The following is a 22,637-nucleotide window of genomic DNA, read 5'->3' as shown; positions in this document are numbered from 1 at the left end:
GGAATCCCTCGCCGGGCCGGGTGTGCTGCTCATGCCCGGCAGCCGGGGACCGGGGGAAGGACCGCCGGGCCGGCCACGGGAGCGTCGCCCGCGCGGTTCCGGCCGGGCGAAGGGCGGGGGAAGGACGGGGGAAGGCTCCTGCACGGGCCGGGCGACATGGATCGCCCGCCGCTTCCGGCGGGCGGCCCGGCCGTGTCAGTCCGTGCCGGTGTCCGGTTCCCCCGTGTCCAGCAGGGCCGTCTGGACGCGGACCGTCTTGCGGCGGGCGATCCGTGTCGCCCGGCCCGGGGGCAGGATGCGGCCCTTGACGTTGCCGAAGACGTAGCCCTCCGAGGGCGGGCAGGACAGGAGCAGGCCCGGCGTGTTGACCTCCTGGAGGCGGCGCATCAGGTGGTCGCCCAGGGCGCGTCCGGCCCCCGACGCGGAGCGGGCGACGACGATGTGCAGGCCCACCTCGTGGCCCAGTGCGAGTTGGTCGAGCAGCGGGTCGAACGGCGCGTTCATCGGGCCGGTGCCGAGCATGTCGTAGTCGTCGACGAGGATGAACAGCCGCGGTCCCGACCACCAGTCGCACAGCCGCATCCGGGCGGGGGTGATGCCGGGTCCCGGCACTCGGGTCTTCACGGCCCGTGCGGCTCCGTCGATGAGTTCCTTCAGGGCGTCGATGGAGACGGCGTGCCCGAGGCGGTACTCGTCGGGGACCGCCTCCACCAGTTCGCGGCGGTAGTCGACGACCATGATCCTGGCCTCGGCCGGCGTGTACCGGTCCATGACCGCCTTCGCGACCAGCCGCAGCACATTGGTCTTGCCGCTCTCCGTGTCGCCCACCACGATCATGTGCGGGCTCTCCTCGAAGTCGTGCCAGACGACGGAGAGTTCGTCCTCCTCCAGGCCCAGCGGCAGGCGCAGCCGGCCCTCTGCCGGAGGCAGTTCGGACGAGGGGAGCACCGCCGGGAGCATCCGCACCGGCGGGGCGGGCGGTCCGGGCCAGCTCTCCCCGACCGCCGCCACCATGGCTGCGACGCCCTCGGCGAGGTCGTCCGCGTCCTCGACCCCGTCGATGCGGGGCAGCGCGGTGAGGTAGTGGAGCTTGGTCTCCCGGGTCAGGCCGCGCCCGGGCGAGCGGGGCACGGTGGCGGCGCGGCGCATGTCGATCCCGGAGTCCATCGGGTCGCCCATGCGCAGTTCGAGGTGGGTGGCAGCCTGGTCGCGGACGGCCGCGGACAGTTCGACCCAGCGGGCGGTGGTGACGATGAGGTGGACACCGTAGTTGAGGCCGCGCGCGGCGATCGCGTTGAACGTCGGGACGTGCCGGTCGTAGTCCTGGCGGACGGTGGACCAGCCGTCGATGACGAGGAACACGTCGCCGTGGGGCTCGTCGGGGAACTCCCCGGCGGCGCGGCGGCGGCGGTACGTCGCCATGGAGTCGATCCCGTGGTCGAGGAAGAACCTCTCGCGCGCCGTGAGCAGCGTGCTGACCTCGGCGATGGTGCGGCCGACGCGTTCGCCGTCGAGGCGGGCCGCGACGCCGCTCATGTGCGGCAGCCCGGCCAGTCCGGCCAGTGTGCCTCCGCCGAAGTCCAGGCAGTAGAACTGCACTTCGCGCGGGGTGTGGGTGAGGGCGAGCGCGGTGAGGATGGTGCGCACCATGGTGGACTTGCCGCTCTGCGGTCCGCCGGCGATGGCGATGTGCCCGCCGGCACCCGCCAGGTCGATCGTCAGCAGGTCGCGGAGCTGGTCGAAGGGGCGGTCCACGATGCCGATGGGCACCTGGAGCCGGCCGCGCTCCGGCCAGCCGACGGTGGTGAGGCCGAGGTCGGGGTCGGGGGTGAGCGGGGGCAGGACCTGGTCGAGGGTTGCGGGGCGGTCCAGTGGCGGCAGCCACACCTGGTGTGCGGGCGGTCCTGCGCCGACCAGCCGTTCGACGGCGACGGAGAGCAGCGTGCCGCCGGTCTCCTCGCTCTCGGGTTCGGGTTCGGGCGCGGCGCTCTGGTGGCGCGGCACTACGTAGCCGGTGGTCCAGGGCACGGTCTGGCTGGCGACCCGGGCCTGGTTGGCGCTGCCGCGCCGCTGCCGGTAGGGGCCGGAGACGTAGGCGGCACGGAACCGGGTCAGGGCCTCCACGCCGGACTTGAGGTAGCCGCTGCCGGGCTGCGGGGGGAGCTGGTAGGCGTCGGGGACGCCGAGCACGCCGCGGCTCTCCATGGCGGAGAAGGTGCGCAGGCCGATCCGGTAGGACAGGTGGCTCTCCAGCTGGTGCATCCGGCCCTCGTCGAGGCGCTGCGAGGCGAGCAGCAGATGCACTCCGAGGCTGCGGCCGAGGCGTCCGATCATCACGAACAGTTCCATGAACTCCCGGTGTGCGGCGAGCAGTTCGCTGAACTCGTCGACGACGACGAAGAGACTGGGCAACGGCTCGAGCGGGGCACCGGCGGCACGCGCCTTCTCGTACTCCAGGACGGAGGTGTGGTTGCCGGCGCTGCGGAGCAGTTCCTGGCGGCGCATCAGTTCGCCGTGCAGTGCGTCCTGCATGCGCGAGACCAGTGCCGCCTCGCCCGCGAGGTTGGTGATGACGGCGGAGGTGTGGGGCAGTTCGTCCAGGCCGAGGAAGGTCGCGCCGCCCTTGAAGTCGACGAGGACGAAGTTCAGTGTCTCGGAGGAGTTGGCGAGGGCCAGGGCGAGCACGAGGGTGCGCAGCAGTTCGCTCTTGCCCGAGCCGGTGGCGCCGATGAGCATGCCGTGCGGGCCGGTTCCTCCCTGCGCCGATTCCTTGATGTCGAGTTCGACGGGGCTGCCGTCGGCCCCCACGGCGATCGGCACGCGCAGCCGGCCGGGACCGGTGCCGCGTTCCCACAGTGTGGCGGGGTCGTGGCGCGCGAGGTCGGTGATGCCGAGCAGCGTGGTCAGTTCCATGTTGGTGGACAGGGGTTCGGCGGCGTCGCTGCCCATGCCTATCCGGTACGGGGAGAGCCGCTTGGCCAGGGCGGTGGCGCCGGTCGTGCCGAAGGCGTCGGGACGGCCGAGCCGGGTGGTCTGCTCCTTGCGGTCCCGGTCGGTGCGCACGAGGCCGAAGGTGTCCCGTCCGACGTCGAAGCGGAGCGTGCTGCGGCCCGGCCGCCAGGTGAGGGCTCCGCCGAGGTCGAGGACGACGGTGTTGCGCAGCCCGGGTCCGTCCAGGCGGTGGCCGCCGGGGATGCCGCCGCCGTCCACGACGATCACGGTGAAGGGCTCCTCGCGGCCCGGCACCGCGTCGGGGTCGAACGGGGGGCGTTCCAGGAACTCGGCGCCGAGCAGGTCCTCCAGTTCGTTGAGGGCGGACCCGGTCATGCGGGCGGGACCCGCTCCGTCGTTCTCCTGCGGATGGAGGTTGTGCGGCAGCCACTTGGCCCACTCCCAGTCGGCACGCCGCTCGTCGGAGACGCACAGGGCGATCCAGAGGTCGTCCGGCGAGTGGAAGGTGACGAGCTGGGCGACGATCGCCCGCGCCACGGCCCGTACCCGCTCCTCGTCGCCGCGGAACAGCACCCGGGCCCAGGCCCGCAGATAGATCGCGATGGGCTGCTCGGGCACGGTGGCGTAGGCCCGGATGAAGCTGCGCAGCGCGTGCGCGGCCAGTGGCTCCAGGTCCTCGACGGGACTGGTGGACACGGGGGTCAGCCGCAGGCCCAGCTTCTGCTCGCCCACGGCCACCCGTACCTCGCCGAAGTCCTCGTCCTGCGGGCGGCGTTCCCACAGCCGGGTGGTGCCGACCATCGACCACAGGGCGGCGGGCGGCGGGTGCTGCCAGGCGAGGGCCCGCTGCTGCTCCATCACGGCGGCCCGGACCTTGCGCCGGGTCTGGGTGAGGTAGCGCAGATAGTCGCGGCGCTCGCCCTTCAGGCGCTGTTTGCGCTCGCTGTTGCGGCGCATGACCTGCCCGGCCATCATCGCGCCGGCGGACAGCACCATCAGGCCCAGGGCGAGGTAGACGAAGCTGCCGCTGCCGCCGCCCATGCCGGGGCGCATGAACATCAGCATCATGGAGACGGACATCAGCGCCATGGGCAGGTACGTCCACACGGCGGAGGAGTCCGGGACCACCTCGGGCAGTGGAGGAGGCTCCTGGAGGGTCACCTCTCCCTCGGGCATGTCCGGGCCGCGTCTGCGGGCCGGCCTGCGGAACAGGACCACACTCAAGGGGCTTACTCCTTCGGGCGGTTCGGCCTTCCCGGCCGTCCGGCCGGGGGTGGTCGGACCGACTATGGAGCGGCGCCGGAGCGAGTTGGGTTACGGGCCCGCGAACGGGTGGGGCTGGCCGCATGAACGCTCGTCCGGGGCCGGTCATAACCGGCGGACGCGGCTCCCGGACCGTGGATCCGCGCCATTACGATCCGTCCGGCGGGGCGTCAGGAGACGGCCCGTGAAGCCCCTCCCCTCCTCCTCAGGCTCACCAGCGGCCGTGTGGGGCGGGGCGGTTGAAGCCCGGCTGCGACGAACGGCACCGGGCAGCCGGACCGACCGGGAAGGTGTGACCCAGCCCGATGAGTGACAACCAGGTGGCCGGCCTGTGCCGCCTGACGGTGCGTGCCCCCGCCAGGAGCATCGACCTCGCCGTGCCCTCCGACGTGCCCGTCGCCGACCTCCTGCCCACGATCCTCGACTACGCGGGCGACGATCTGCGGGAGACCGGTATCGAGCACGGCGGCTGGGTGATCCAGCGGCTCGGCGGCGAGCCGTTCGACGAGGAGCGGACCCTCGACTCCTTCGAACTGCGCGACGGCGAGACGCTGTTCCTGCGGCCCCGGACGGAGGCACTGCCCGAGGTCCATCTGGACGACCTCGTGGACGGCATCTCCACCACCATGCGGCAGCGGCCGCACGGCTGGAGCCCGCGGGCCGGCCGAGGGCTGCTGCTCGGCCTTGCGGTCGCCGTGCTCAGCACGGGGATGCTGGTTCTGTGCCTGCCCGGCGGCGAGCTCCTTCCGCGTGCCCTGAGCTCCACGGCCGTCGGGCTGCTGCTGCTCGCCGGGGCGGCGGCCGCGAGCCGCGCCGTCGGTGACGCGGGTGCGGCCGCGGCCCTGGGCTTCATGGTCGGCCCGTATCTGGCACTGGCCGGCTGGCTGCTGACCGCCGGGGAACCGGCCGGGCCCTACGGGCAGGACACGCTCGGCCCGGGACTGCTCGCCGCGTCGGCGGCGGGTGCGGGAGGCGCGGTGCTCGCCCTGGCCGCGGTGGCCTCGTTCGCGGCGCTGTACCTGTTCCTGACGGTGGTGGCGGTCTTCGGCGCGCTGGGCGCCGTCCTCATGATCACCGCGGATCCCGGCCCGGCGGCGTCGGCGACGGTGGTCGCCCTGGCAGCCGTCGTCCTGGGCGCGTTCGTGCCCTCGCTGGCGTTCCGCATGTCCGGGATGCGGATGCCGCCGCTGCCCTCCGACGCGCGGCAGCTCCAGGAGGGCATCGAGCCGCACCCCACCGCCGTCGTCGCGCGGCGCGCGGTGATCGCGGACGGCTGGATGACATCGTTGTACGGGGCCGTCGGCCTGGTCTGCGCCGCCGCGCTCACCCTTCTGGTCCGCCACGACGACCTGCCGGAGACCGTGACGGTGCTGGCGCTCGTCCTCCTGCTGTCCCTGCACGCCCGGGGACTGGGCAATGTGTGGCAGCGGCTCTCGCTGGCCGTCCCCGCCGCCTGGGGAGCGCTCCTGCTGGTCTTCACCGCCGCCTGGGGCGGGGAGCCCGGCAACCGGTTGCCCGCGATCGCGGGGCTGCTCGGCGCGGCGGCACTGCTGGCCGTCCTGTCGTGGACGGTGCCGGGACGCAGACTCGTGCCGTACTGGGGCCGGGCGGCCGAGCTGCTGCACTCGGCGGCCGCGATCAGTCTGCTGCCACTGGCGCTGTGGGTGCTCGGTGTCTACGGCCGGCTGCGGGCTCTGTAGACCGCCGTGGCCCGCCGATCAGGGGCCGGCCGGCCCGTGGCAGCCGTGCCGCGCGGCCCCCTCGGCGCGCGGGGCCCGTGGACGCGTATGCCGAACCGCCGCCGACCGCAGAGAGTTTGAGGAGCGCCACCGTGCAGTCCAAGCGTGACCAGGTGCAGGCGCACATGTTCGTGATGGGGCGACTGACGTCCGGCATGCTGCGCGCCGACCCCGACGCGCCGGAGAGCCCGCAGGGCCGTACCAACCGGGGTATCACCATCGGCGTCGTCATCGCCGTGCTGCTGTCGGCCGGATCGTTCGTCCTCGGCCTGATCAGGCCCGGCACCACGGACGCCTGGCGGGAGGCGGGGACGCTGGTCGTCGACGAGAGGACCGGCTCCAGCTACCTCTATCTCAACGGCAGGCTCCGTCCGGTGCGCAACTACGCCTCGGCGCGGCTGCTCGCCGGCGCGGACATGAAGACCACGACGGTGAGCACGGACTCGCTGGAGGGCACCCCGCACGGAACGCCCGTCGGCATCACCGGGGCGCCCGTGTCGCTGCCCGGGAGCGGCGGGCTGGACGCCGGCCCCTGGCAGGTGTGCGCGGATCCCGCTTCCGGCCGCGTCACCCTCGCCGTGGCGTCCGGCGCGGCGGGTGAGGGGCTGGGCAGCGGTCAGGCCCTGCTGGTGACCGGGCCGGACAGGGCCGACTACCTGGTGTGGCGGGGCAGCCGGCTGAGACTGGACCGGGCCAGCGGCGCCGGAGCGGCACTGGGCTACGGCTCGGCGCCGCGGATGCGGGTGCCGGCCGCGTTCCTCAACTCGCTTCCCGCCGGGCCGGATCTGTCCGCGCCCGAAGTGCCGGGCCTGGGCGAGCGGGGCCCTTCGCTGAGCGGCCGCGAGACCCGGATCGGGGAGGTGTTCAAGGTGACGGTGCCCGGCTCGGCGGGCCGGTACCACCTGCTGCGCCGCGAGGGCCTGGTGCCGGTCACGGCCACCGAGGCGGCGCTGGTGCTGGGCGATCCGCGAACCAGGCGGAAGGTGTACGGGAACGCGCCGGCGGCAGCGGCGGAGCTGGGCGCGGACGCCCTGGCATCGGGTACGGCCCGCCGGACCGGGGCGGACCCGGCCGCCGGGCAGCTGCCGCGGACACCGCCGCGGGTGGCGGCCGTCGCCGAGGACCGGGCCGTGTGCGTCCGGATCACGGCGGGCGGACAGGACATCCGGGTCAGTGTCGCTCTCGTTCGCCCGGACACGCTCGGCCCTGTCGCGCACGCCCCGGCCGAGGGGTTGCTGCCGGCCTGTGCGGCGGTGGACCGGATCACCGTGCGGCCGGGTGGCGGCGCACTGGTCCACGCGCTCGGCGCGGACGGCCGTGAAGTGGGCGGCACGGTCTACCTGGTGACGGACACCGGAATGAAGTACCGCGTGTCCGGCGCGGACTCGCTGGAGGCGCTGGGCTACAAGGAGAGCCAGGTGCGCCGGCTCCCGGCCACGCTGCTGGCCATGCTGCCGACCGGGCCCGACCTCACCCGGGCGTCCGCGGAGTCGGGCCGCGGCACCACCACGATGCCGCCCTGCGAAAGGGCGGAGCGCGAGGAGGACGCGAAGGAGGAGGAACCGGGAGAGAGGACACCGGAGAAGGAGAGGAACAGCGCCTCGGGCGAGCGGAAGACGACGTCCGGGTGAATTCACGGAATCGAGCGGGCGAGGGACGAAGTCGGGTGCGGGAACGTTCCGCGATGCATCGCTTCCCCAACTCCCGCTTGTCTATGTTTTGTTGTCGTCCGACCAGGCCGACTCGTACATCAGGAGGATCCCCCATGGCCGGAATGCAGCAGTCAGAGGTACGGTCCACACGGAACGGAATCCAAGCCCTGGAACAGGCGTTCACCGGCATTCAGAACTGCCGCCGGGACGTCGAGAGCATGAAGCACAATCTCGCCTCGGGACTGAAGGGTTCGGACGGAAAGGCCTACCAGGACCTGCTGAAGCAGTGGGACGACCAGGCCGAGGTCATCTCCGTCAATGTGCGCGAGATGATCGACACGCTGAACGAGACGCTGCGCACCCAGGGACTGACGCAGGGCTCCTCCAACGAGGCGATCAATCAGGCCTACAGCGGATCGCAGGCGGTTTTCGACGCCCTCAAGGGCTGACGCGGCTTTCCCGGCCGGCTCCACTTCCCCCATCCCACCGTCAGACGAGGACGGCAAATGAGCGATTTCTCCGACGGCTACATCTACGTCGACTACTCCCACATGAGCAATGCCGCCGACGACATGGTCCAGCAGACCAAGGCGATGGCGAGCATCATCGCCAACCTGGAGGCCGAACTCCAGGAGTTGAAGAACACCTGGCAGGGTGACGACAAGGCGGTCTACGACCAGAAGCAGGCCGCCTGGAACGGTGCCGTCGAAACCATGAAGGACCTTCTCACCAGCCATTCGAAGCTGCTCACCGACGTCTCCGAGAACTACCAGTACAGCGAGAAGTCCCTGACCCAGTTGTGGGAGGGCGTGCGCGTCGGCCGCTGACCGGCGTCACACCTCACCGGGCGGCTGCCCGCCGCGCGGACCGGGGCGGTTCGCCCCGGTCCGTTCCCGAACCGAGCGACAAGGAAGGCCACATGGCGGACAGCGCACCCGTGAACCTGGACAAGGCCTGGCTGGAGAATTTCCTCAACACGGATGTCAGGCTCTTCCTGGGCGAGATCAAGAAGATCATGGCCGACGGCACGGTGGGCGGCGAGGTGATCCCCACGCTCTACAACCTGCTGCCGGCCGGCGAGCACGGGGCCGGGGTGCTGCCCGGCGCCGCACTGCCCCTGACCATCGGCGGGATGCTGAAGGACGGCGAGACCAACGGGGCCAACCTCGACAAGGCGATCACCGAACTGATCACCGCCGTCCACACGGTCTACAAGGACCAGAAACTCCTCTTCGAGAGCATCGAGGACGGTCTCGAGGAGACGCTCGAGAAGCTGTTCAAGACGCAGGGCGAGAACCTGGAGAAGATCGACGGGGAGAAGCTGCTGGACATCTTCTCCGACGTGGACCAGAACCTGGCCGGCAGCGGCGGGGACGACGACTGACCATGGCCGACAGCCCGATACCGCTCACCAGCGCCAACGACTCCTGGCAGAAGGCCGTCAAACTCTTCACCGGGTACGACGCCCCGGCCCGGGACACCCTCTTCCAGTCGCTCGTCGGGAACGAGGGAATCCCTCAGATGAAGGTGGAGATCACCAAACAGTCCTCCGTGACCTATGTCGACGTGGACGACCTCGACTGGATGGTCGAGAACTCCGGCTGGCGCATCGAGAACACGGACTTCGTCATCCCGTTCTACGCCACCAGCGACGACACGGCGTCCGCCGGGGACCAGGTCTCCATGTACAAGGCGCGCTTCACGCTGCTGGGCAACAAGAGCACCGACGGCCCTCCGGTCGGAGGCGTGGTGGAGGGCGGCGAGTTCAAGAGCCAGTACGAGGAGCACCTGGGCCTGTCCGGCGACAAGGCGACCTGGAGCACCCAGCCGCTGACCCAGTACAGCTACGGCACGGGCAGGGCACTGGAGGCGCTGCTCTACCAGGAGCAGGGAACGCACGGCTTCTCCTGGAACGGCAGGAACGTCAACAACGACCAGGCCGTCACGCTGGCGTCCTTCGACACGGCGGCGGACGCCTTCGACCGTGCCGCGCAGTTCTTCGTGGACCGCGCGACGGTGATCGAGGAGTGGGAGACCCGCCTGGGGCTGGAGGAGAACGACGCCTGGCGCGGGCAGGCCGCCGGTGTCTTCTGGAACCTCGTCCACACGCTCGGCAAGCAGTACGCGGGCTATGCGAAGGACATGCGGCCGGAGGGAACCACCGGTTCCCTCCAGGGCAACGAGATACGGCAGGCGAGGACCGACTTCCGCAACGCCGTTGTCGAACTTCACCGCAGGTGGATGGACTGGGAGCTCTACATGGGCAACCCGCTGCGGTGGCTGCACGACCTCCTGAAGGAGATCGCCGATCATGTGTGGCACCGCAACATCCGGCAGATCACCTACAAGGTGCACACGACCGGCGGCTACTACACGACCAGCACGTACACCACCTACCACACGACGGGTGCGTTCAGCCAGAACGCCTACCAGCTGGGCAAGCCGGACGACTTCGGCCCGCTGACCGGGCTGTCGACGTGGAAGAAGGTCGGCGAGAGGGCCATCGAGAACTGGCAGGCCTCCGTCATCGAGAACCTCGTGAAACCCGCGGACGAGGCGCTGCGGAAGATCCACAACAGCTGGAGCACCGCCAACTTCGATCTGGGCTCCGTGCACACCAGGTCGGGCGAGAGCCTGACGTCGTCGTACACGAGCGACGTAAACGAGAAGGAGAAAGAAGCCGCCGAGAAGGCCGCCGCCGACGCGGCCAAGTCCCAGGCGGACTTCATGCAGTGGCAGAAGGACCAGGCCGCCAAGGCCGAGGCGGCGGCCGCCGCCGCCAAGGCGGAGGCGGAACGCAAGGAGAAGGAGCAGGAGGCCAAGGAAGCCGCGGCCAAGGCGGAAGCCGAACGCAAGGAGGGGGAGGCCAGGGCCGAGGCGGAACGCAAGGAGCGGGAGGCCAGGGCCGAGGCGGAACGCAAGGAGCGGGAGGCCGGGGCGGAGGCCGAACGCAAGGAGCGGGAGGCCGGGGCCAAGGAGGCGGCCGCCAGGGCCGAGCAGGAGCAGAAGGAGGCCGGGGCCAAGGCCGAACAGGAAGCCGCGCAGAAGGAGCAGGAGGCCAAGGAGGCCGAACTCCTCGCCCGGCAGGAGGCCGAACAGGCCGAGGCCGGGAAGCAGCAGGAAGAGTACCTGGCCAGGCAGGAGGCCCTGCAGGTCACGGCCATGAACCAGGCGAAGGCCGAGCAGGACCGCGCGCGCAGGGAACAGGAGGCCGAGGAGGCCGGGCAGGAGGCCAAGGAGGAGCGGCTCCGCGCCGAGCAGGAGGCGAAGGAAGAGCAGCTCCGCGCCGAGCAGGAGCGGAAGGAGGAGGAGGCCGAGAAGAAGCAGGAAGAGTACGTGGCCAGGCAGGAGGCACTGCAGGCCGAGCAACAGGCCCGGCAGGAAGCCGCGATCGCCGAGGCCGAACGGGAACAGGAGGCCGCGCGGGCCGAGCAGGAGGCCCAGGTCGCCGAACAGCAGGCACAGCTGGAGGAGGCCAGGAAGCAGGCCGAGGAGCAGTACCAGCGGCAGTCGGAAGGGCTGCTGGACGGCGGCGGCCTGCCCGGTACGACGATCAGCGGGCCCGTCTACAGCGACACCGTGGACCTGGCCGGTCTCGGCGCCGGCGACACCGCGATCGACTCCCGCGGCCGCCTCGTGACCGAGTACCCCGACGGCACCACCGTCACCATCGACCCCGCGACACACTCCGCGACCGTCGAACGCCCCGACGGCACCAGCACATCGGGACCGCTCAACACTGGTGATCTGCTGACCAACCCCGACGGCAGTGTGTCACGGCTGGATCCGCAGGGCCGGGTCGTCACCGAGTATCCCGACGGCGGAACATCGACGACCGACCCGGAGACCGGGCTGACGACGTACACCGCCCCGGACGGCACCACGACCACCGGCTACCTCAACGGAGGCGGCACGTCCGGCTCCACCGGCTCGTCGTACGGGGGTTCCGCGGCGTACGACTGGCCCTCCTACGAGGAAGAGCTGTACGACGACACGCCGTACGACTCACCCCTCACCGGTGCCCCGGCCGGCATCGGCACCACCGACGTGGCCGCGGCGGCGGCCCTGAACGGCACCACGCCCCTCAACACCGGGATCCTGCCGGGCTCCTCGCTCACCGGGAACGGCAGCGGCATCGGGACGGGTACGCCCATGAGCGGCATGCCGATGGGCGGGATGCCGATGGGCGGCACGGGCGCGGGCGGCCAGGGCCAGTCGTCCTCCGAACGGGTCCGCAATGTCATCGACGGGGGCCAGGTCGTCGGCAACCGGGGCCCTCGCGGTACCAGGGGGACCGCCTCCGCGAACCGCCACACCGACGAGGCCGACATCGCGCTGCCCCGGTCCGCGACCGCCACCACCGGCGGCACCCCGTTCCTGCCGCCCGTGGGCGGCTCCGGCGGCCCCGGCCAGACGCAGACGCAGAGCGGGGACCGTGTCCGCGACGCGTGGGTCCAGGAGGAAGAGGACGTCTGGGGCACCGACGAAGGAGGCGCGCCCGCCGTGATCGGCCGATGAACACCCCGGACGAGTCCCTGGAGCCGATCGAGCGGCGGATCGCCAGGGCCAGGGCCGAACTCGCGGCCGTCCAGGCGGCCGTCGCCCGCGCGGAGAGCGAGCTGCGCCAGGCCTCGGTGACCGTGCGCTCCCGCGACCGCTCGGTGGAGGTCACCGTCGGCCCTCAGGGCGAGCTCACGCAACTGCGCTTCCTGGACAACAAGTACCGCACCATGACGGCCACGCAGCTGGCGGCCTCCGTACTGGAGGCCGCCGGCCAGGGCCGCGCCGAGATGGCGCACCGGGTGATGGAGACCTTCGAGCCGCTCACGCGTCCCAGCGGGAACGTGCCGGAGTTCCGCGGCATCGATGTCGACTGGGACCGCCTCTTCGGCACGGCGCTGGGCGGCGGGCACGGCCCGGGCGGCCCCCGGCCGGCGCGCGACCGGCTGCGCGACGAGATTCACGAGGACACGCACGACGAGAGCCGGACACGCGGGAGGGGCAGGCCATGAGCGGCACCTACGAGGCGGACACCGCCGGGCTGCGGCGCAGCATCGAGAACATGAAACGGCTTCCCGAGCTGGCCAGGCAGCTCGGGGCGGACTTCCGGCGCCAGGAGAACGACTACACGGAATGGCCCGGCTGGACGGACGACTTCGCCCGGCAGGTCCGCCCGAAGTACGACGAGAACAACCGGTACTGCACGGAGTTCGCGGGTTCGCTGTTCAGCGCTCTGGACGGACTGGTGTCGGCGACGCTGGCCAATCTCGACAACATCGAGGGAACCCGCAACGACGGCACGGAGATGATCAGGCAGCACTCGCGGAAGACCGACGCGGTCCTGGGCGATTCCGACGGGACCGGCAGGCACTGAGTGCAGGAGATCAATTTTCCCGACGAGGTCGCCACCATGCTCTTCGTCCTGCTCGGCACCAAGCCGTTGCAGGCCAGGGAGAATCTGGCGTACGACAGCCGCGAACTCTATCTGGAGTACGGGCGTGGGCTGCGCGACCTCAGGGAAGCCGTCCGGCAGTCGGTCTCGGACGCGAGCACCAACCTGCCGCCCGAGGTCTCCAGGCGCTACATCGAGGGTCTCTCACTGCTGACCGACGACGGCGGTGTCGATCACATACAGCGGATGATCGACCAGCTCGACGACCTGGCCATGGGGCAGGTCGACCACTCGATGAACATCCAGGCGTCGAAGTGGGAGATCATCGCCGAGATCACCATGCTGCTCATCGAGCTCGCGCTCATGGCGGCTCTCGCGGCGTTCACGGGCGGTACGTCCTTCTCGCAGATGGCCCTGGCCAGGGCCCGGAGCAGGCTCGCGGTGCTGATGATCATCGATCGCCTGATCCGGCTCGCCCGGTTCGGGCCGACGCTCGGCGGGGCGCTGGAGGAGGCCATCCAGGCACTCGCGGTTCGGCTGGCGCAGATCGCGGTCAACCCGCCCGGCCGCAGACCCGACGGGATCGACTGGGGGGACATCGGAAAGGCCGCGGCGTTCGGCGCCGTCGCCGGGGCCTTCGAAGGCATCCTCGAAGGAGCGGGGAACCACATCCGCAACTGGTTCAAGGGCTCCTTCGACAAGTTCGACAGCTTCGACGACTTCGCCAGGAACAACCCCCACACCTCCAACGTCCTCAACCACGGCCTGGAGCTCCCGGGCGTGTTCGTGGTCGCGGCCGTCAGCGAGGGTGCCGCCGAGACCCTGGTGAACTGGGCCTTCGAGGGCACGCTGGAGTGGAACTGGGACACCTTCGTCGGCGCGGGCTCCGCGGGTGTCGCGGCCGTGGCCGCCATGGGCCTCGCCGGAGGTGCGGGGCTGTGGCTCCACAACAAGTTCTCCCAGCCGGACCGTTTCACCGACTACAACCAACTGCCGCCGCCCGACGGCGGGTTCGAGAAGTCACCGAGCGGGAACGGGTCCGGCGCCACGACGGTGAACGGCACGGGGAACACCTCCGGCGTGTCCTCGGTGGTGTCCTCCGCCGCCTCCTTGTACGGCACTGCGGCGAGCGGTCCGGTGCCGGTGGTCACCACCGGCGCCACGGCGTCGTACGGCGTGGACCCGGGACACACCTCGCCGGCGGGGACGCCGCCCGCGAGCCCCCGGATCGGCCCGGCCGACAGCTCGTCCCCGCACGATGCGACAGGCCCGGCGTACGGCTCCCCCGGCCGCTTCGACCCGTCGGTGAACGGCCTCGGCTCCGGCGGCTTCACACCGCCCGCGAACCTGTCCGCGCCGCCGGCCGTCACGACTCCCGCCACCGGAACCGGTGTCGGCTCCGGGGCAGGGGCAGGGGCCGGAGCGCCTCAGGCGGGTTCCGGAACCCGGAGCGCCGAGGACCGGGAGTTCCCGGCCGAACCCGGTCCCATACCCGAGCCCGAAACCGACGGCACCACGGACCAGCAGGCCGCGGCGGGCAGCACCCCGGCCGCTGCCTCCCCGCTGCCGTCACCGGCCACCACGTCACCAGGCACCACGTCACCAGCCAGCGTGTCACCGGCTCCCGCCGCCCCGTCCGGCCCGGGTACCGGCCGCCCTTCGACGGCATCCGCCGACCCCGGCCCGGCGGAGGAACGCGTCCGCGAGGCCGCGGCCGAGGAGACGCAGCGTCCGCTGCCCGACAACTCCGCACCGGACACGCAACCGGCACCGGAAAGCGGGACCACCGGGATTCCCGGCGTCGGCCACGGCGCGGCGTGGGAGGCCGCACGCGCTGCCACGCCGCCCGTCACGCGGTCGCACACCTGGGTCGACCCGGTTTCCACACCTCCCGACCCCACCAGGCCGGGGGAAACGACTCAGTACGCCGTACGCTCCAAGTTCGACGCGCGCCGCTTCCAGTACGACGGCGAGTGGATAACCGACCTCACCGTGCGGATCGGCTCCCTCGACCCCGCCGGGCTCCCCCAGGCCGTCCGCGAGAAGGTTCTGACCGGAGTCGCGGAGCTGCTCAATGATCCCGCCTACCGGCTGCCCAACGGTGACCGGCTGCACGTGACGGTGGAGACGGTCGCCCACGATCCGCATCCCAACGGCCTCAACGTGGCGATCGTCGGCCCCGGTCAGCAGATGACGCGCTCGCAGTGGTGGGCCCACGCCGACGCCGTCGACTACGTCCACGAGATCATGCACCAGCTGGGCCTGCGCGACGAGTCGGGCCACCCGAACGCGCCTCAGCGGCCGGACATCGCGGGCAGTCTGCTCGGGGACTACACCCTCCCGGCACCGTACGGGCTGGCCCGGAAAGGCCTGCGCGGGCGGCACCTCCAGCTTCTCGCCGCCCACATCGGCGACCTCGGTTCCGCTGACGTGACCGCGGCTTCGACGGCGCCCGGCACCACCGTACCGCCCAGACCGGTGGCGACGACCGGTGGCCGACCGGGCGCGGAGCCCTACGCTCCCAAGAAGCCCCAGCAGCCCGCGGCGTCCGAGGCGTCCGAGGCGTCCGCCGGACTACTGCCGGAACACGGGACGCCGGCTGTACTCCCCACGCCCCCCGTGCTCCCCACAATGCTCATGAGCGGTCCTGTGGGCTCCGCCCCGCAGCCGTCCTTCGTCCCCGCGCTCCCTGTTCCCGCAACGGACACGGCGGAGGCGAAGCCGGTGCCCGAGCCGGCTGCGGCGCCGAAATCCGCAGAGCCCGAGCCAGGACCGAAGCCCACGCCCAAGCCCAAGCCCGCCGCCAGGGAATGGATCAGCGCCACACTCGACCGGAACCATCCTCCCAAGCTCGACCGCACCATGACGGCCCCCGCCGACAACCCTGGCCCTGCCACCCCCTTCAAGGACGGACGCCGCATCCCCGCGCACATCGACGAGCTGCGGTCGCTGCTGGAGGAGGTCCCCGACGGTGTCGCCGCCGAAGCACTCGTCAGCTTCGGCCACGCAGACCTCACCCTGCGCGGCGCCGACCAGGCCATTGAGGAGATCAGCCGCATCCTGCGGGAGAATCCCGCCATCGCCCCCGGTACCGCCTCGTCAGCCGGCCCGCACGGTGTCGGTCCCGGATCGGCCGCCACGCGGGCACTGTCACGGGCCTACCGGAAGATCAGAGGCCAGGGATCCCCCGAACCCGGGAATCCGGGGGACTCGCTCCTGATCGCCGACATCAGCCACGCGCTGAAGCACGAACCACGGAGTCTGACCGGTGAGGGACGCGGGTTTCCTTACACCGACAGTCTCGGCAGGCCGCGTTCCCTGCACATCGTGGCGCGGCACTACCGCGGTGAGTGGCGGCCGTTCGCCGACGGCTACGGCGACCCCACGAAGATCGACGGCATGCAGCGGTCCGCGGTCACGGCCGGGCAGAGCAAGAGCATGCAGTCCTCCCTGCCCTTGGCGTTCGCCGCTCCGATCGGACCGGCGGGCAGCACCGCCTTCAGCGGCTTCGGCCGGGTGGCGCTGCGCGCCGTCTTCGCCCGCAAGACGGGGTACGGCCAGACCGACCAGGGCACGAGCCAGACCGAGACGCGCACCCTCGACGGCTCGCGCGTGTACCTGACCCACACGTACTTCCACATCACCGTGGTCGACGCCGACAACGAGACCGTCGTACTCACCCCGCCGGCACCCGAGACGACCGGCACGAGCAGTACCACCGGCACCGGGACCGGGACAACCGGCACCAACACCGGCACCACAGGCACAGGCACAGGCACAGGCACGACCAGCGGCCTCACCGCGTCCGGGAACGCACCCGTGCCCCCCACCGCCCCCGGCGGGAACCGGCCCGCGCCGGACCCGATCCCGGCCGTGTTCGGGTTCGGGATGCGCAACGGTCTGTCGCTGCGGCTGCCGGACAGCGCGACCGCGCCCCGGCTCCCCCTGTCCGCCCGGATCCCCCGGTCCATGGTGCTCGACAGCACGTCGACGTACCGGCTGGTCAGGCCCGAGGACTTCGGGCCCGTGGCGCACATACTCGCCTGGGCCGCCGCCGAGCTCGGAGTGGGGCCCGGCAGTGGCGCCCACCGCGAACTGAGCGCCTTCTTCTCCTCCGGCAGCTTCCACCGGCACTCCAGGACACTCGCGAACGGACGGATCATCTCTCCACCGCTGTTCGCCGACGACAAGTCCCGTACTCCGCTGGGCGCCTTCGTCGTGGACGTGGTGCCCACCCGGGCGATCCACGTCTCCGACACCGCCGACGCCGAGATCCGGGACACCAGCATCTCCTCGGTGCGCAACGACCGCAGTCTGGCCCACATCACCACCCTGGGCCTCGACCTCTCCGCCGGGCCCGCGTTCAACTTCTCAGATGTCCTGGGCGCGGGTTTCAATCTGCGCTTCCAGTTCGGCCCCGCGGGCCGGTACCTGGTGTCCTGGGCCCGGTCGAGGGGACTCGGCGGCTCGGGGGCGTTCAAGACGGCGGGGCAGGTGAAGGGCGACAAGACCGCCCTCTACCTGGTCAAGAAGGATGTCTTCGTGTCACGGACCGGCGGCGGAACCAATCCGCGGCGGTTCCAGACCTGGAGCCTGGACCGGATGACGCACACCGAGGCCCGCAGGCTCGCCGGCTGGGACGACGGCACGGCCCTGGCGCTCGGCAACGGCGTTCCCGAGCCGTTCGCCCCCGCCTGTCTGACCGTGGACAACCCGCGCACCCTCGGCATGCACCGGGTGGAGGAGTTCACCTTCACCGACGGGCAGTTGCGCCACGGCGGCGTGCCGGGCACGAACCCGGGGAGCACGCTGCTGGACGATTTCGCCGACGCCGTCGTCAGCGCCGCCGCACAGGAGTATCCGGGTCTGGTCGCCCCGCTCTCCGAGCTGACACCGCCGCCGCGCCGCCGAGAGCAGCTGGCGGCGCTGTTCCGGGGCGAACGGCTGCCCTCTGTCCCCGGCCGGCCGCGGTGGCGGAGCCACGCCCAGTACGAGGCGGCCGTGTTCAACACCCGGCAGATCCTGGCGATGATCTCGGACGCGTACATGCGGGCCAACCTGGAGGCGCTGACGACGACGGGTTTCCTCATCCCTCTCTTCCAGCCGGGCGTGTTCGGCCAGGCCCACCGCTACATCCGGGTGCGCGGCACGCTGACGGGCCGGCGTTTCCGCGGTGTCCAGGGCGACTTCAAGCACCGGTTCAGCTCTGTCGGCGCCGAACGCGTCGACGGTCAGACGGGAGCCAAACGGGGCGGGGAGTTGGGGCTCGAGGCCGCGCTGTCCTTCCGCGACCCGTCGAGCGACGACATCGGCGCCACCAACAACGCGGGCACGCTCTCCGCCGGTGTGCGGGAGGGGTGGCAGACGGAGAACGAACTCTCCTTCGGCTCCACCGTCTCCCACGAGCCGACGGCGGTGAGCACCGGGCCCGCCCATCTGTACGAATACTCGCTCTCGCTCACCGCCGACCACGGCGGCTACTGGCGGTTCCGCGGTCTGCTGCGCGGCACCGCCACCCTCGGTCTGCTGGGGACCCAGCCCTTCCTGTTCAGCAGCCCGCAGGACGTGCTGGTCGGTACCGCGGGCGCCGGGCATCCGGTCGGCGGCGGCCCCAAGACCGGGCGGGTACTCATCAGCGTCCCCGGCAGGCACGCACCGGCCACGGATCCACACGCGGACGGGGCCCTCAATCCCTACGCGCCGGGCGCCGCCGCGGCCACGGCGACGCCGATGCGGCCCGAGCGGGCCCTCGCCCTGGCGAAGGGGGACCTGTCCGGCCGGGCAGGAGGGACCGGACCGGGCAGTCTGGTCCGCCCCGGCGACCCCGACGCCGGCGACGGCGCCGCGCTCACCGGGCCGGCCCCTGATCCCGGCGACCCCGGCCAGGAGCTGTTCCGCAGACTGCAGAGCCACCCCTTCGTCACCGTGAACGTGATGGCGGCCCCCGAGCTGGTGGCGAGTGCGGACGAGATCATCCAACTCGCCTCGGGCGGCTCCTGGCAGTTGACTCAGGAGGGCGCACCCACCCGGTCGGCCATCCTGCGCGCGTTCCAGCCGCAGCTGCTGACGTCGAACTTCGACCAGAGTTCGGGGCCGCTGGGCTGGAGCGCCGCGGGGCTGATGGGCAAGGGGCCGTACGGAACCCTGTGGGCGACGTTCCGTCATGTGACGACGGTGACGGACATCCGGGCCCTGACGCCGTCGGTGCCGATGGACAGCGAGATGATCACCGGCGGGACCAACCAGTCCGCGGGCAAGGTCAGCCGCTCCACTTCCGTCTTCACCGGCGGGCAGCTCACCTATGCAAGGGCGCACAGCGCGGGCAGCGGGCTGCTGGGCACGTACGGGCTGATAGCGAGCCCTTTCTCGAAATCCGCGTCCGAGAGCCTGACCGTCACCCGGGTGGCGATCGCCGACATGAACCGCAAGAGTGTCGGCCATCAGGTGCTGGTGGCCGGCACCGCCGAGCACTGGCTCGCCCTGGCGTCGAGTTGGCTGGGCCCCGGGGCCGTCGGCAAGTCACTCGTTCCCAGACAACTCGCCTCGGCCGCTGGGCAGATGACGAGTGTGCCAGGCGGCTGGCAGGCACATGTGCCGGAGAAGAGCGCCCACGAACTGGGACTGGTCGAGGACGGTCTGGGCGACGTGCCCCGCTACACCGGTCAGTCATGGTCCCCGCAACCCTGGCTTGTCGGCAACGAGTTCGGCACCTACGCGGTCAACTCGCTCGACGCCACGAGGGCCTTGGAGGCATTCGACCGGGCGGTGGCCACGCTCGGGCTGGGTGACGAGGACCGCGAACGCATCCGCTCCCTGGTGACGTCCCGGGTAACGCGCTCGCTCGGCAAGGAGATGACGGGCACCGGGTCCTCGGCGCCGGTGCGGACCGGCGGCTGGGGCTGGCACAGCGTGCGCCTCGGCGGAGCGGACGCCCGGGTCCGGTTCCGGCTGGTCCCCGGCCGGACCACCGTGCACATGCTCGACCACGGAGTGGAGATGGAGGAGAGCAGGCACGCCGTCGAGACCGTCACCCGGAGCAGGGACACCACCAAGGGCGCCGCACTGGGCCAGGCCGTCAGCGAGGCCGTCCACACCGGTATGCCGGGCGGCGAGGGGCCGGTGGCCGCGGGGCCCTCGCTCACCGAGACCGGCAGCGGGCGCCGGTCGGCGGGCTCCAGCCGCTCCACCACCGTCATCACCATCTTCCGCGCCGCCTCCACCGAGCCGTACGCCGCGACGGACACCACCTACGATCTCCAGATCACCCTGGAGATCGACAACGTGCCCGCGGAGGGGCCCACGGCCCCCGCGAGCGGAACGGATCGCGGCGTGCGCGGCCGGGTGAGTGAATGGCGCAGGCAGTTCGCCGGCAAACGCGCCGTCAGCGTCACGGAACCGGCGGGGACCCTGCGCGAGAACGTCCCGCTCAGCCTGATGATGCCGGGGGACCCTGACGACGGCCTGCAACTGCCTCCGCTCCCCGCGCCCCGAGAGATCACCGCCACGGACCAGCGGCCCGTGACGCGGCTCGCGAACGGCCGGGCGGGGACCTTCACCTTCCCCGAGCACGGTTTCGACGTTCGCCGGGTCGCCGGGCGTGCGGGCATCCGGACCGCGAACCACTACGCCATCGCCCTCTCCTACAGTGCGGCCTTCTCCCCCGACGCGGACGACGCGGCGCTGCGGGCCGGGTACAACGGGCTCACCCGGGCCGGCACCGGCTCCGCTCAGACCCTGGAGGACGGCACCAGCAACGCCATGCTCACCGCCTGGTTCCACCGGGCGGTGACCGACGACGGATACCGGCTGACGGACCTCGTCGAGAAGAACCTGATCGGCACCGAGTCCGCCAGGCTGCGTCTGAGCGCCATGCCCGACTTCAGCGGCGCGCTGCTGCTGACCGTCGCCGACGGCGAGAAGATGGAGGTGCTCCGGCTGGCCGGCGAGGGCGTCGGTTCGTCGGAGTCCCGGGAGAACGCGCACGACATGTCCCCGGGCGCCGCTCTGGTGATCGCCTCGCCGGAGACGGGTGTCAACCAGTACGCGTTCACGGGGCCCGGCCCCAACGAGACGTCGGGCGGCGCGATCCCCGCCGGCGCGGAGCACCTGGCCTCGATCAACGTCAAACCGAAGACCGGCCGGGTGTTCGTCTTCGCCATCCCCACCGCCTGGGTCAGCGACGCCGACGTCGAGCGCGGCATCAGGGACTGGGGTCTGCTGCGGCGGATCGGCGGAACCTTCGGCCAGGTCAGGCCGGGCCCGAAATCGGTGCGGTCCGACACCCACGTCCTGGTACGGGTGCGCGAGGACGTCGCGAGGGAACTCGGGCTGATCAGCGACGCCAACTTCCCCGCAAGTGCGAGCAAGGCCTGGGACGCGGTCGGCAGCGCGGGCAAGGAGTGGGTCTCGGCGGACACGGCCTACTGGAAGAAGCGCCGCCCCGGTGCCGCCCTGTACGCGGAGATGCGTGCGGCGCACGGGGCTCTCGAGGCCGCGGCGGAAGCCGCCCGGGATCCCCGGCGCGCGTTCGAACAGGCCCGGGACGTCCTCCGCGCCGAGGAGACCGCCCTGGAGCAGACTCTGAAGGACGAGGCCCGGGACGTGGAAACCGCGCAGCGGAACGCGGACGCGGCCCACGATGCGCTGGAGACGGTCACCGCCGCGTGGGAGAGCCTCACACCCGAGACCGAGAAGTGGCGCAGGACGGCACTGGCCCGGGTCACCTCCGCCGAGGAGGACGCGCGCTCGGCCCAGACGGCCGCCGACGCACTGATCGCCGCCGCGCGGCTGCGGACCGAGCGGGCCCGTGAGCGGGTGACCGAGGCCGAGAAGGAGCAGGTGGAGCCCGAGCGGAACTGGGAGGCGGCACGCCGGCTGCTCGACCGGGCCGACGCCCGGTTCGACACGGCCCGCACCGCCTGGGAAACCCTGCGGAACGAGCTGGCGGAGCTCCGGAGCCGGGCGGAGACGGCCGCCGCGGAGTTCCACCGCGTACGGGCCGCCACCGACCGGCTCACCCGATGGCATCAGCGGGCCGCCACCCAGGAGGGCCGGGAACGGCTCGAGGCCGAGGGGATCGGGGAACCGCCCCCGGTCGTCTTCCGGGCCCTGCCGAAGGCACCGGCGAAGCCCAAGGCCCCCGCCCCGCCCGCGTACACCAGGATTTCCGGGGACGGCCGGAGCCTGCTGGTCTCCCCCGGGCCCGAACCGGTCACCCATGTCCTGCACGACGTGCCCCGGGACGGCGACGCCTTCCTGCGGGCGCTGGTGCAGGGCCTGGCCAGGACCGCGCCCGGCCTGCTCGCCGACAAGGGCCTCGATCTCGCCGACCCGCCGGCGACGCTCGCCCGGCTGCGCCGGATGCTGGCGGACGTACTCACCGACCCGGGCGACCCGGACCTGCTCGACCTGGTCGCCCCCGATGTCACGGACGTCTTCACCGACGAGGAGATCACCGACGCGGGGCTCACCGCCGACGGCACGGGCCCGCTCGCGCCCGGCACACCGCAGCGCCGGGAGTTCGACGGGCTGGGCGGGCTGATGCCGCACTCGGCCGCCCTGAGCCGGGAGGCGAGGGCGGCGCTGGCCGTGTCGCAGATCCTGCGCCCGGGTGAGTACGCCGCGCGGAGCACCTGGGAC

Annotated in this window: 9 protein-coding genes and 1 pseudogene; 9 read left to right on the top strand and 1 reads right to left on the bottom strand. The window is 71.8% G+C overall.

What is annotated here, in order from left to right; all coding sequences use genetic code 11:
* Positions 1 to 195: 195 nt before the first annotated feature.
* Positions 196 to 4,170, bottom strand: a complete 3,975-nt coding sequence (eccCa, locus tag GUY61_RS09070; protein WP_166629565.1) for a type VII secretion protein EccCa — start codon at positions 4,168 to 4,170, stop codon at positions 196 to 198.
* A gap of 350 nt (positions 4,171 to 4,520) precedes the next feature.
* Between eccCa and eccD the strand changes: the two genes are divergently transcribed.
* The 9 genes and pseudogenes from eccD to GUY61_RS09025 all read left to right on the top strand — a co-directional run.
* Complete coding sequence (gene eccD / locus GUY61_RS09065; RefSeq protein WP_166629560.1) at positions 4,521 to 5,915, top strand: type VII secretion integral membrane protein EccD; 1,395 nt, start codon at positions 4,521 to 4,523, stop codon at positions 5,913 to 5,915.
* Positions 5,916 to 6,046: 131 nt separating this feature from the next.
* The gene (eccB, locus tag GUY61_RS09060) at positions 6,047 to 7,585 is read left to right on the top strand and encodes a type VII secretion protein EccB (protein WP_166629559.1); all 1,539 of its coding nucleotides are present in this window, start codon (positions 6,047 to 6,049) and stop codon (positions 7,583 to 7,585) included.
* Between the two features lie 134 nt (positions 7,586 to 7,719).
* Positions 7,720 to 8,055 (top strand): hypothetical protein, encoded by a 336-nt coding sequence (locus GUY61_RS09055; RefSeq protein ID WP_166629558.1) that lies wholly within the window; start codon positions 7,720 to 7,722, stop codon positions 8,053 to 8,055.
* A gap of 57 nt (positions 8,056 to 8,112) precedes the next feature.
* Positions 8,113 to 8,433, top strand: a complete 321-nt coding sequence (locus tag GUY61_RS09050) for a WXG100 family type VII secretion target (protein ID WP_166629557.1) — start codon at positions 8,113 to 8,115, stop codon at positions 8,431 to 8,433.
* A 92-nt stretch (positions 8,434 to 8,525) separates the two neighbouring features.
* Positions 8,526 to 8,990, top strand: coding sequence for a type VII secretion system-associated protein (locus GUY61_RS09045; RefSeq protein ID WP_166629556.1), 465 nt, complete (start codon positions 8,526 to 8,528; stop codon positions 8,988 to 8,990).
* A gap of 2 nt (positions 8,991 to 8,992) precedes the next feature.
* Complete coding sequence (locus tag GUY61_RS41140) at positions 8,993 to 12,124, top strand: AAWKG family protein (RefSeq protein ID WP_166629555.1); 3,132 nt, start codon at positions 8,993 to 8,995, stop codon at positions 12,122 to 12,124.
* On the top strand, positions 12,121 to 12,618 hold the full coding sequence (locus GUY61_RS09035; RefSeq protein WP_166629554.1) for a YbaB/EbfC family nucleoid-associated protein: 498 nt from the start codon (positions 12,121 to 12,123) through the stop codon (positions 12,616 to 12,618). The genes GUY61_RS41140 and GUY61_RS09035 overlap by 4 nt, the downstream gene beginning before the upstream one ends.
* Complete coding sequence (locus tag GUY61_RS09030) at positions 12,615 to 12,980, top strand: hypothetical protein (protein WP_166629553.1); 366 nt, start codon at positions 12,615 to 12,617, stop codon at positions 12,978 to 12,980. Before GUY61_RS09035 ends, GUY61_RS09030 begins: the two co-directional genes overlap by 4 nt.
* Positions 12,981 to 22,637: pseudogene (locus GUY61_RS09025) on the top strand (hypothetical protein); the annotation flags it as partial.

This window comes from Streptomyces sp. GC420 (assembly GCF_009916105.1).
Classification (GTDB): Bacteria; Actinomycetota; Actinomycetes; order Streptomycetales; family Streptomycetaceae; genus Streptomyces.
This window is presented reverse-complemented; position numbering and strand designations above follow the sequence as displayed.

What these genes read in the sequence shown, in the direction of transcription:
- GUY61_RS09055 (WP_166629558.1), top strand. Translation starts at nt 7,720, where the DNA reads ATGGCCGGAATGCAGCAGTCAGAGGTACGGTCCACACGGAACGGAATC.
- GUY61_RS41140 (WP_166629555.1), top strand. Translation starts at nt 8,993, where the DNA reads ATGGCCGACAGCCCGATACCGCTCACCAGCGCCAACGACTCCTGGCAG.
- GUY61_RS09030 (WP_166629553.1), top strand. Translation starts at nt 12,615, where the DNA reads ATGAGCGGCACCTACGAGGCGGACACCGCCGGGCTGCGGCGCAGCATC.
- GUY61_RS09035 (WP_166629554.1), top strand. Translation starts at nt 12,121, where the DNA reads ATGAACACCCCGGACGAGTCCCTGGAGCCGATCGAGCGGCGGATCGCC.
- eccD (WP_166629560.1), top strand. Translation starts at nt 4,521, where the DNA reads ATGAGTGACAACCAGGTGGCCGGCCTGTGCCGCCTGACGGTGCGTGCC.
- GUY61_RS09045 (WP_166629556.1), top strand. Translation starts at nt 8,526, where the DNA reads ATGGCGGACAGCGCACCCGTGAACCTGGACAAGGCCTGGCTGGAGAAT.
- GUY61_RS09050 (WP_166629557.1), top strand. Translation starts at nt 8,113, where the DNA reads ATGAGCGATTTCTCCGACGGCTACATCTACGTCGACTACTCCCACATG.